The organism is Streptomyces sp. NPDC048637 (assembly GCF_040650675.1).
Taxonomy (GTDB): Bacteria; Actinomycetota; Actinomycetes; order Streptomycetales; family Streptomycetaceae; genus Streptomyces.
The window spans coordinates 108,955-121,555 of record NZ_JBEZHQ010000015.1; the positions used below are offsets into that span (position 1 = coordinate 108,955).

The window sequence follows — 12,601 nt, forward strand, 5'->3', positions numbered from 1 at the left end:
ACTCCTTTCGTTGCTGCGCCACTGCGTGCTATTCCGCCGCAGGTACGGCGTCACCGGCCGATTCGGCCGCGGCCCGCTCCAGCTGTTCCAGCAGGGCGTCCTCGATCAGCTGGGCCACGCCCGAGACGGTGGGGGTGTCCAGGAGGCTGCGGAACGCCAGCCGGACGCCGAAGGTCTTCTTGATCCGGGTGATGGCCTTGACGCTGGTCAGGGACTGCCCGCCGAGGGCGAAGAAGCTGTCGTGGGCGCCGACGTTGTCGACGTGCAGGGTTTCGGCCCAGATCTGTGCGACCAGCCGCTCGGTTTCGTTGCGCGGTGCCACCCATGCCTCGTCGTCCGGGCGGACGGTCTCGGGGTCGGGCAGCGCGTCCCGGTCCACCTTTCCGTGCCGGGTCAGCGGGAAGGCGTCGAGCGCGACGAAGGCGGCCGGGATCAGGTAGGACGGCAGCCGCTCGGCGAGGTAGCGGGTCAGCTCTGCCGTGTCCGGAACCGCGCCCTCGGTGGCGGTGGGCCTGAAGTAGGCGACCAGTCGGCGCAGTTCGTCCTGGCCGCGGACGACTGCCATCGATGCGGCCACGGCCGGGTGCCCGTCGAGCACGCTGGAGATCTCGCCCAGCTCGATACGGTAGCCGCGCAGCTTGATCTGGTCGTCGAGCCGGCCGAGGAACTCCAGGCGGCCGTCGGCCAGCCGCCGCACCCGGTCACCTGTCCGGTAGACGCGCTCCTTGGGGTCGAACGGCGCAGGCAGGAAGGCCTGTTCGGACAGGTCGGGCTGGTTGAGGTAGCCGCGGGCCAGGCCGTCACCGGCGAGGTGGAGCTCGCCGGGCGCGCCGGTGGGAGCAAGGTTGCCCGCCTCGTCCAGGACGTAGGCGCGGACGTTCTGCACGGGGTGGCCGAGCAGCGGGCGGGCGCTGTCGGAGATCCGGGTGATCAGCGCGTCGACAGTGGCCTCTGTGGGGCCGTAGAAGTTGAAGCTGACCAGTTCCTTCCTGGCGCGCAGCAACTCCCACAAGCCGTCGCCGATCGCCTCGCCGCCCAGGGCCACTCCCCTGAGGGGGTGCCGTCCGTCCGCCAGCAACCCGGTGTCCAGCAGCTGCTGGAAGTAGGACGGGGTGGTCTGGAGGAATTCGATGCGCTCCGCCGCCTGGTACGCGGACAGGGCGTGGGCGTCCCTGCGGACGGCGTCCGGGACGAGGTGCAGTTCATGTCCCGCGACCAGCCACAGCACGGGGTTCCAGGAGGCGTCGAACGAGGCGGGTGCCAGGTGGGCGACGCGCAGCGGCTGTCCGCCGTTGGCCTCCTGGAGCGGGCCGAAGACGGTGCGCCGGTGGCTGTCGAGCAGATTGGCCAGACCGCGGTGTTCGACCACCACGCCCTTGGGGCGCCCGGTGGATCCGGAGGTGTGGATGATGTACGCGGCGTTCTCGGAGTCGACGGACAGGTCGGGGGCAGTGTCCGGCCGTGCCTCGACGGCCGCCCGGTCGGCGTCCAGCTTCACCACGGTCGTGCCGGGGGCCGCGGGCAGCGCCGCGGCGATCCGCTCCTGGGTGAGCAACACCCGTGGCCGGGTGTCCGCGAGCAGGTACGCCAGTCGCTCCGTGGGCGCCTCAGGGTCCAGCGGGGCGTAGATGCCGCCCGCCTTGAGGACCGCGAGCAGCGAGACGATCAGATCGCCGCCGCGCTCGACGCAGACGCCCACGGTCGCTTCGGGGCCGACCTCGTGGTCGACGAGGTGCCGGGCCAGCTGGTTGGCCCGCCGGTCCAGCTCGGCGAAGGTCAGCCGGCCGCCGTCGTGGACCAGGGCGGTCGCCTCAGGGGTGCGCGCCGCCTGCCGGGCGAACTGCTCGGCCACTGGCAGTTCGGACAGCAGCTCGGTGTCGGTGACGTTGTGCCGGGTCAGCAACTCGGTGCGGTGCTCCTCGCTCAGTGCGGAGAACTCCCGCAACGTGCGGTCCGGGTCCCGGGCGATGTCCTCCAGCAGGGCCCGCAGGTCGGCGGTGACCCGCTCGGCGGTCCGCGCCTCGAAGAGGGCAGGGTCGTACGCGAGCCGGAAGGACAGCTGGTCGCCGGCGAACACCGCGAGCACCATGCCGTAGCTGGTGGGTTCCAGAGAACGCACATCGCGAATCCGTATTCCCTGTTCGGCGCCCATGTCGCCGTCGTAGGGGTAGTTCTCGAAGACCACGTAGCTGTCGAACAGATCGACTCCCGCGGGCAGTTCGGCCCAGCCGCGGATCTGGGCGAGCGAGACGTACTCGTGCTGCCGGGAGGCGACCTGGCTCCGCTGGAGATCGGCGAGCCACTCCAGCAGGGGCTGGTCGTCGCGGATGGCGGCACGCACCGGCAGGTTGTTGATGAACAGCCCGATCATCGACTCCACGCCGGGCAGGTCGGCGGGGCGTCCGGAGACGGCGGAGCCGAAGCAGACCTCCCGCGCGCCGGCGTAGCGGGACAGCAGCAGCGCCCAGGCGCCCTGCGCGAGGGTGTTGACGGTGAGCCGGTGCCTGCGGGCCAGTGTCTCCAGTTGCCTGGTCACCTCGGGTGCGAGCTGGAAGCGCGAGCTGGCTTCCGTACCGGCCCGGGTGGCGTCCTGCGCGCTGTGATCGACGGGCAGCGGGGTGGGCGTGGTGAAGCCGTCGAGCAGCTGCTTCCAGTGCTGCTCGGCGTCGCCCAGGTCCTGCCGGCCCAGCCACTGCACATAGTCGCGGAAGGGCCGCCGGGCGGCCGGCTCCGGGCGCTCGTGCCCGGTCAGCAGCAGGTAGTGTTCGAGTGCTTCGGCGATCAGCTCGGCCGTGCTCCAGCCGTCCAACAGCAGGTGGTGCGAGGTCCACACCACGCGCAGCCCGCCACCGGGCTCCTCGATCAGGGTCAGCCGCATCAGCGGCGCGATCGTCAGATCGATGCCGCGGGTGCGGTCCTCGGCCAGGAAGGCGTCAAGTCGCCGGCCGGCCTCCTGCTCGGTCAGTGTGCTGTGGTCCAACCGCTCCACCGGGACCCGCACCCGCTCACGGACGACCTGGAGCGGTTCGGCGGTGTCCTCCCAGACCACCGCGGTGCGCAGCATCGGCGTGCGGTCGGCGAGCCGCTGCCAGGCCGCCGCGAACGCGTCGGTGTCCACGCCTCCTTCCAGCACGAAGGAGAGCTGGCCGAGGTAGACGCCCTCGCCTTCCTCGGTGAGGCTGTGGAAGAGCAGGCCGTGCTGCATCGGGGTGACCGGGTAGAGGTCCGCGATGTGCCCCCCGTCGGCGGCGAGGGTGTCCAGCAGCCGCTGGTCGACCGTCGCCAGCGGGAAGTCGGAGGGCGTGGCGCCGGCCGCCGACCCGCCCGCCTCCTTGCAGTGCGCCACCAGGGCGCGCAGTGCCGTGAGCAGCTCTTCGCCCAGGCGCCCGACGGTCTCGGCATGGTGCACCTCGATGGAGTGGAACAGCTCGAACTCCAGCCGTCCGTCGCGCACCCAGGCCACGATGTCCAGCAGGTATTCCAGCTTCTCGGCGGGCGAGAGTTCGGTGCCGAACCCCAGGCGGACATCGCGGACCAGGCCGCTGCCGCCTTCCGAGGAGGCCATCCGGCCGAGGTAGTTGAAGCTGACCTGCGCCCGCGGGGCTTCCGCGAGCACCTCGGCGGGTGCGCCGGCAGGGCTGAGGTGGCGCAGTGCGCCGTAGCCGATGCCGCGTCGTGGAACGGCCCGCAGCTGCTCCTTGACGGACCGCAGCAGCGTGCCCCAGTCCTCACCGGCCGAGACCCCCAGAGCCACCGGGAAGCTGCTGGTGAACCACCCGGTGGTGGCGCCGATCTCCAGGTCCTCGAAGATTTCCTCGCGGCCGTGGCCCTCAAGGTCGAGGAGGACCGCGGAACGGCCGGTCCAGTCGGCGAGCACCCGGCCGACGGCGGACAGCAGCACGTCGTTGACCTGGGTGCGGTAGACGGCCGGGACCTCGCGCAGCAGCGCGTCAGTGTCCGCCGCGTCGAGGCTCACCCGTACGCTCGCGGCCGTGGCGACGGTCGGGGAGCCGCCGGCGTCGGCCGGCAACCCCGGCTCGGCCCGCCCTGCGAGGCCGGCCCAGTAGTCCAGCTCCTCGTCGAAGGCGCCGGACACGGTGTGCTCGGACAGCCGCCGCGACCACTCCAGGAACGAGCTGCTCTTCGCGCCGAGGTCCACCGGGCTTCCGTCGGCTGCCTGCCGGTAGCCGCGCTCCAGGTCGGCGAGGAGCACCTGCCAGGACACCGCGTCCATGATCAAGTGGTGTGCGGTCAGGAAAAGTTGCGGTGTCCGGTCGCCGCGGTCGAAGAGCAGGGCGCGCACCAGCGGGCCTGCGCTCAGGTCGAGTCCGGACTGCGCGGTGGCAGCCGCCTTCTCGACGGCCTGCCCGTCATCGTCGGCGCCGCTCAGATCGACGCGCTCCATCGGCCACCGGTCGCCCGGGGCGGCGATCTCCTGCTGCCACCGGCCATACGCGGAGGTGAAGCGGGTGCGCAGCACGTCGTGGTGGTCCAGCAGGGCGTCCAGGGCGGCCTGCAGCGCTTCGGGCGCAGGGGTCTCCGTGAGGTCGGCCAGGACGGACATCGTGCAGTGGTGGGGGGCGATGGTGTGGTGACGGAAGAAGGTGCGCTGGATCGGGGTCAGCGGCACCCTCCCGACGACCGGCTTCGTAGTCACGTCTGCTTGCTCCTCCGGGTTGCGTGCCGCCACCACCGAGGCGAGTTCGGCGACGGTCTGGTGAGTGAAGATGTCCTGGGATGACACCCGAAGGCCCGACTCGCGGGCTCGTGAAACCACTTGGATACTGAGGATCGAATCGCCGCCCAGGTCGAAGAAGTTGTCCTCGACGCCCACCGACGGCACTCGGAACACCTCGGCCCAGACCGCTGCCAGGGACTCCTCGGCGGGCGTGCGGGGTGCGGTGCGGGCCGATTCCGCCCGTTCGGCGGGGTCGGGCGGAGACGGCAGGGCGCGGCGGTCGACCTTGCCGTTGGAGTTCAGCGGCAGCCGCTCCAGCTCGACGAACGCCTGCGGCACCATGTGCCGGGGCAGCAGACCGCCCAGGTAGCCACGGAGTTCGACGAGGTCGAGGACGGCTCCCTCGACGGGGACGAGGTAGCCGGTCAGCCCGCTGCCGCCGGCCTCCGGGCGCACCGCGGCCGCGACGTCGGCGATGCCGGGGTGCCGTCGCATGGCGGTCTCGATCTCGGCGAGTTCGACCCGGAAGCCGCGGATCTTCACCTGGTCGTCGGACCGGCCCAGGAACTCGATGTCGCCGCTGGGCAGGAACCGGGCCTGGTCGCCGGTGCGGTAGAGCCGCGCGGCATCCGTCTCCCGTACGAACGGGTTCTGCAGGAACCGTTCCTCGGTCAGATCGTGCCGGTTCAGATAGCCCCTGGCCACCCCGGGACCTCCGAGAAAGAGCTCGCCGACGACTCCGACCGGCACCGGCCGCAAGCCGGCGTCCAGGACGTACATCCGGGTGCCGGGGATGGGCCGCCCGATGGGCACGCCGGCCGTACCGGGCAGGGAGTCCGGGCGGACCGGGAAGACCGAGGACTCGACGGTTGCCTCGGTGACGCCGTAACTGTTGAGCACGACGGTGTCCGGGGAGACCCGGTTCAACAGCCTGCGGCAGTCCTCGGTTCGCCAGTTGTCCGAGCCGACGGCGAGGTAGCGCAGCGGCGGGAAGGTGCGGTCGGTGCGCTCGGCCTCGTCCAGCAGCGCGTTGACCAGCGACGGCACGGTTTCGAGGTGCGTGACCCCGGCGCGCTCCATCAGGTCGAACAGCCGCGGCGGATCGGTGGTGACCGCCGCCGGGGAGATCACCAGCGCGCCGCCGAAGCACAGGGCATGCCCGAGGTCGGAGACGAACACGTCGAAGGCCATGCTGGCGAGGTTGAGCTGGCGCGCCGGGCGGTCCTCGACGCCATAGACCAGGCCCCAGGCGGCGACCGCGTGGCTCACGCTGCGGTGCTCGACCATCACGCCCTTGGGGTGCCCGGTGGATCCAGAGGTGTAGATGACATACGCCAGGCTGTCGGGGGTGACCTCGACGGTGGGCGCCTGCGCGGGCCACTGCTCGATGTCCGCCCACTCGGTGTCCAGGTGCAGCACGGTCGCATCGCACAGCGGCAGCCGGTCGGCCACGCTCTGCTGGGTGAGCAGCATGGCGGCGTCGCTGTCGTCGAGCACCTGCTTGTGCCGCTCGGCCGGGTGGCCGGGGTCCAGCGGCAGATAGGCGCCGCCGGCCTTGAGGACGGCGAGGGCCGCGGTGACCATTTCGGGCCCGCGCTCCAGGAAGATCGCGATGATGCTCTCGGCGCCGATTCCCTGGTCCACCAGGTGGTGGGCCAGCCGGTTGGCACGGGCGTCCAGTTCGGCGTAGCTGAGCACCTGGTCCTCGAAGACGACCGCGTCGGCGTCCGGGGTCAGCCGGGCCCGCTGCGCGAAGACCTCGTGCAGGCACAGCTCCTCGAACGGCACGGTGTCGCGGTTCCACTCATGGACGACACGGTCGCGCTCGCGCAGCGACAGCATCGGCACCTCCCCGACCCGCTGCTCGGGTGTGGTGGCGGCGATGCCGTTGAGCAGCACCACGAGCTGTTCGGCCAGGCTCTCGGCCTGGGTGTGGCCGTACAGCTGCGGGTCGTAGGACAGTTGGAGTACGAGCTCTCCGTCGTCGGTGAAAGCGGTGAGGTCCAGCGGGAAGCTGGTGGTGTCCACCGCTGCGAGCTCCCGCAGCCACAGCCCGTTGCGCTGCGCCGCCTCGTCGTTTCCGGGGTAGTTCTCGAAGACCACGACGGTGTTGAACAGCCCCGTGGCACGGGGTAGTTCGCTCCAGCCCTGGATGTCGCCGAGCGCGGCGTACTCGAAGTCGCGCGCCTCGACCTGGGCCTCCTGGAGGTCCCTCAGCCACCCGATGAGCCCCTGGGTGTCAGGTACCTGGGTGCGCACCGGCAGCGTGTTGAGAAAGTTGCCCACGATGGCCTCGGCGCCCGGGAGGTCGGTGGGGCGACCAGCGACGGTGGAGCCGAAGCAGACGTCGCGGGTGCCGGAGTGGCGGGCCAGCAGCATCGCCCAGGCGCCCTGCACCGCGGTGTTCAGGGTCAGCCGGTGCTGCCGGACCGTCGCGGTCAGTGCCTCGGTCTCGGCTCCGGTCAACTCGACCCTGACCTGCGCGGCGGACTGCGACTGGTGGCCCGGGGGCAGGCTCTGTCCGTACGGGAGCGGTGTCGGCGCGTACATTCCGGCCAGCGCTGTCCGCCAGTGCTCTTCGGCCGCCGCGCGGTCCTGCTTGCCGAGCCAGGCGACATAGTCCCTGAAGGGCGGGCGCTGCGGCCGGCGTTCCACGGGCCGTGTGCCGCTGTCGGCGAGCGCGCGGTACTGCGCGAACACATCGGCGAACAGGTGGGAGGAGCTCCAGCCGTCGAGGATGACGTGATGGAAACTCCATACGACGCGGACCGCCCCTGCCCGTTCAAGGATCAGCACCAGGCGCATCAGCGGTGCCTGGGTCAGGTCGATTCCGGCGTTCTGCTCGGCGTCGAGCAGTTCGCGCAGCCTCAGTCGGCGGCCTGCCGCGTCCGTGTCCGTCCAGTCCAGGTAACGGACCTTCAGACAGGCTTCGCGGGCTACGATCTGCACGGGTCGCGGGACGCCGTCCCATCTCAGGTGGGTGCGCAGCGCCGGGGTGTGGTCCACGACGTGCTGCCAGGCCGCGCCCAGCGCCTGGATGTCCTCGACACCCTCCAGCAGGAAGCTGACATGGTCGAAGTAGGCGCCTCTGCCGGGCTGGTTGAGCGCGTGATAGAGCATGCCGGACTGCATCGGCGTCAGCGGGTAAATGTCCTCGACCGCCGAGCCTGGCGGCACCAGGGTGTCCACGGTGCGCTGGTCGAGCGGCACCAGGGGGAAGTCGCCGGGCACCGCGCCGCCTGTGCCGGGGCGCAGACAGTGCTCGATGAGCTCTTCCAGTGCCGCGATGAAGTCGTCTGCCAGCGCCTGGACGGTGTCCCGGTCGTGCAGCTCGGACGAATAGTGCACGGTGAACGCCAGCCTGCCGTCGCGGACTTCGCCGACGAAGTCGAGAAGGTGCGGGCGCTGCTCCCGAGGACTGTGTTCCTGCCCGTAGTCGAAGAGCTGTCCGCGGTAGAGCTCACTGCCGGCGGTGCCGTCGCTCCACTGGCCGAGGTAGTTGAAGCTCACCTCTGGCCGCGGGCCGTCGGCCAGGGCGCGGCTTTGCGGTCCGTCCGTGCCAAGGTAGCGGAGCGCACCGTAGCCGATGCCGCGGTGGGGTACCGCCCGCAGGTTTTCCTTGGTGCTCAGGATCAGGTCGCGCCAGGACCGGTCCGCCGGGGAGTCCAGCAGGACCGGGAAGATCGAGGTGAACCAGCCGACGGTTCGGGAGATGTCCGTGCCGTCCAGGATCTCCTCGCGGCCGTGGCCCTCCAGCGAGATGAGGGTGCGCTGCTGCCCGGTGCGGCGGGCCAGGGACCGGCCGAGCGCGGTGAGCAGGATGTCGTTGACCTGGGTGCGGTAGACCTTGGGCACCTCTTGGAGGAGCTGGCGGGTGCGCTCTTCGTCCAGACCGGCAGGGACCTCATGGGTGACCTCGAAAGTGTTGCGTCCGCTGCGGTCGGTGGGGAACGCCGCCACCTTCGCGGCGGCTGCCTCCGTCCAGTGCTCCGACTCGCCCTGGAATCCTCCCTGTTCGGCGAATTCGGCCAGTCGCCGTGCCCAGCTGAGGTATGGCGTGGAGGCGGCACCGAGGTCGATCTTCGCGCCGCGTACCGCCTGCCGGTAGGCGCTCTCCAGGTCTTCCAGCAGGATCCGCCAGGAGACGCCGTCGACCGCGAGGTGGTGCACCGTCAGCAAAAGCCGCGGACGGTCCTGCGCGCCGCGGTCGAACAGCAGGCAGCGCAGCAGACGCCCCTGGGACGGGTCGAGGTCGGCCTGGGCGGCCTCGGACAGCGCGCGCATGGCCCCGTCGCGCTCGCCCTGGGCGATGTCGCCGAGCGCGATCCGCTCGATGCTGGGGTCCGGCGTGTTCCGGCCGGGTCCCTGCTGGCGCAACTCGCCGTCCACGGCGGTGAATCGGGTACGCAGCGCACCGTGGTGCCGGACGACGGCCCGCAGCGCGGCGGACAGTGCCCGCTCGTCCACCTGCGTGTCCAGGGTGAGCAGCACCGACTGGTTGAAGTGCGCGGGGCGAACGGTGTGGTGTGCGAAGAACCATCGCTGTACGGGCGTCAGGGGCGCCGGCGCACCATCCTCCGCGTGCTCCTCGACGGCAGGCGCCGTCACGAAGGCCGTGGCGCGCGCCAGATCGGCCAGTGTCTGCCGGGAGAAGATGTCCTTGGAGCTGATCGCCACTCCGGCCTGCCGGGCCTTGGCGACCACCTGGATGCTGAGGATCGAGTCCCCGCCGAGCTGGAAGAAGTTGTCCGTGGCGCCGACCCGGTCCACGCCCAGGACCTGCGACCACACCTTCGCCAAGGTCTCCTCGGCCGCACCGGCCGGCGCCTGGAAGCCGGAGCGCTCCGCGACACGCTCCTCCGGCGCGGGCAGCGCCCGTTGGTCCACCTTGCCGTTGGGGGTGAGGGGGAACTCCTTCAGGGTGACGAACGCGGAGGGCACGGTGTAGCCGGGCAGCCGGCTTTCCGCGAACTCCCGCAGCTCCGCCGCGCCGACCTGCGATCCGGCCTCCGGGCGGACATAGCCCACCAGCCGCTTGCGCTCACCGTCGGTACGGGCGATGACCAGGGCCGCTGCGACGGCCGGGTGCGCTTCGAGCACCGCCTCGACCTCGCCTGGCTCGATGCGATAGCCGCGCACCTTGACCTGGGTGTCCACCCGGCCCAGAAAGTCCAGAGTGCCGTCCGGCAACCAGCGGACCCGGTCACCGGTGCGGTAGACCCGCTCGCCCGGCACCGTGGAGAACGGCGACGGCAGGAAACGCTCCTCGGTCAGTTCGGGCAGATCCAGGTAGCCGCGGGCGACTCCCGGTCCGCCGATGTAGAGCTCACCGGGGGAGCCGACCGGTACCGGCTGCCGCCGCTCGTCCAGCACATGGACGGTGGTGTTGCGGATCGGGCGCCCGATGGGCACCGGCCGCGCACCGTCCGCGTGATGGATCTCGTGGAAGGTGGCGAAGGTGGTGGTCTCGGTCGGACCGTAGCCGTTGACGAACCGCCGCGGGGGCTCACCCGCCAGGAGCTGGGCGACCCGGCGCGGGCTCAGCGCCTCGCCGCCCACCAGCAGGTGACGCAGCCCCCGGAAAGCGCCCGGCTCCACATCGACCACCTGATTGAACACCGCTGCGGTCAGGAACATCGCGGTGACACCGAGCTGCTCCAGGGCGCGGGCGAAGGTCTGCGGGTCGAGCAGCACGTCCTTGGTCACCACAGCGATGCGCGCCCCGCTCACCAGCGGCGCCCAGATCTCGAACGTAGCCGCGTCGAAGGTGGCGTCGGCGACCTGCGCCACCACGTCGTCGGCCTCCAGCGGCGCGTAGTCGGCGTCGCTGACCAGCCGCACGATCGACCGGTGCTCCACCACCACGCCCTTGGGCCGGCCGGTGGATCCCGAAGTGTAGATGACGTACGCGGCGTCCTGCGCACCGACCGTCACCTGAGGGGTGTGTACCGGGAACGCGGCGATGGACGCGTTCTCCTCGTCGAGGCAGATGCGCCGCGTGCCGGCGTCAGGGAGTCTGCCGAGCAGCCGCCGCTCGGTCAGGCAAAGAGGCGCCTCGGTGTCACCGAGCACGAACGCGATGCGGTCGGCGGGATAGTCCGGGTCGATCGGCACATAGGCGCAACCCGCCTTGAGGACGGCCAGAGTGGCCACGATCAGCTCCGGGCCACGCGGCAGGCAGATCGCGATGTGGTCGCCGGGCGCGGCCCCGCGGTCGAGGAGCAGATGCGCCAGCCTGCTGGACCGCTCGTCCAGCTCCCGGTAGCCGAGGGTGGCGCCGACCCCGACGACCGCGATGCTGTCGGGGGTGGCGGCGGCCTGTGCGCTGACCAGGGTGTGGACGGGGGTGTCGGCGGGGAAGTCCGCGCGGTTCTCGGTCCAGCCTGTGGTCAGCGCGGTGCGCTCATCGTCGGTGAGCAGCGGCAGATCGCCGACGGGGCGGCCGCTGTCCGCGACGATCCCGGCCAGCAGCACCTGGAGCCGGGCGCAGAGTGCGTCGATGGTCGACGCGTCGAACAGGTCGGTGTTGTACTCCACCGATCCGGCGAGGCCGCCCTCGGCGGTCGGCTCGAACTCCAGCGTCATATCGAAGATCGACGAGACGGACGGCGGCCGGAAGTCGGTGACCTGCAGACCCTTGAGGCCTGGCGCGGCGCCCGGAGCGTTCTGCAGCACGAGTGCCGCCTGCACCAGCGGCGTACGGCTGGGGTCCCGCTCGGTCTGCAGGGCGTCCACCAACCGGTGGAAGGGGATGTCCTGGTTGCTCAGCGCGTCCCAGATCCGGTCGGTGGTCCGCTCGACCAGCTCGTCAAAGGGCGTCTCCGGGTCGATCTGTGCGCGCAGCACCAGCGTGTTGACGAAGAAGCCGACCAGCGGCTCTAGTTCAGTGCGGTCGCGGCCCACCGATACGGTGCCCAGGGCCACATCTCGCTGTCCGCAGTGGCGGGACAGCAGGACCTGGGTGGCGGTGGCCAGCACCGAGAACAGCGTCCCTCCGTGCCCGGCGGCGAGCGTGTCCAGGCCCTGAGTGATGTCCAGGGGCACCTGGAAGGTGCGCAGTGCGCCCACCGTCGTCCGGACCGCAGGCCGGGGCCGGTCGGTGGGCAGCTCCAGTGGCGCGATGTCCGCCAACTCGGCTTTCCAGTACTCCAGTTGTGCGTCCATGTCGGCTTGGGTGCAGTGTTCGCGCTGCCAGACCGCGTAGTCGCGATAACTCACCGGAAGCGGACCGAGGCACGGGGCACGCTCCCCCAGTGCGGCGGCGTACAGCTCGCTCAGCTCCGCCATCAGGATGCCCTTGGACCAGCCATCGGCGGCGATGTGGTGCATGTTCAGGAACAGCACGTGCTCCTCGGCGCCGTACTCCGCGGAGCCGTACTCCTCGCCGCCGTGTCCGACGGGCCGGAGCTTGGCGAGCACCACGCGCAGGACGGGGCCCGTGGCAAGGTCGAACGCCGTACCGAGCTCGGCGCGCAGCAGCCGGTCCAGCTCCGCCTCACGCTCGCCCGCGGGCACCTGGGTGAGGTCGACCCGGCGGATGTCCGGGTCGGCGGCGGGGCGTACAACCTGGTGTGCCCGGCCGTCGACGGTGGCGAAGGTGGTGCGCAGCGGCTCATGCCGGGCGATCAGTCCGCCCAGCGCGGTCCGCAGGGCGTCGATGCGCAGGTCACCGGTCAGCCGCAGGCCGACGGACGAGGTGTATTCCACGCCGCCGGGCTGGAACTCGTGCAGGAACCACAGCCGTTCCTGGCCGAAGGACAGCGGCGCGTCGGGCAGGTCACCCAGCGGGCGCAGCGCACCCCGGTCAGCGGCCGCCACCTCCGCGCCCGCGCCCGCGCGTCCGGCCAGCCGCTGTTCCAGCAGCGCCTCCGCGCTCAGGCCCTGTGCGCTCTCCGGCTTGTCACCGTTCACCTGGTCACCCAT

1 protein-coding gene is annotated in these 12,601 nt (G+C 71.2%); it reads right to left on the reverse strand.

Annotated elements, in window-relative coordinates; all coding sequences use genetic code 11:
• Positions 1–28: 28 nt before the first annotated feature.
• Positions 29–12,601 (reverse strand): amino acid adenylation domain-containing protein, encoded by a 12,573-nt coding sequence (locus tag AB0C46_RS20310; RefSeq protein ID WP_362829268.1) that lies wholly within the window; start codon positions 12,599–12,601, stop codon positions 29–31.

Bases quoted from the DNA above. Each gene is read 5' to 3' on its own strand.
- AB0C46_RS20310 (WP_362829268.1), bottom strand. From the start codon at position 12,601: ATGGGTGACCAGGTGAACGGTGACAAGCCGGAGAGCGCACAGGGCCTG.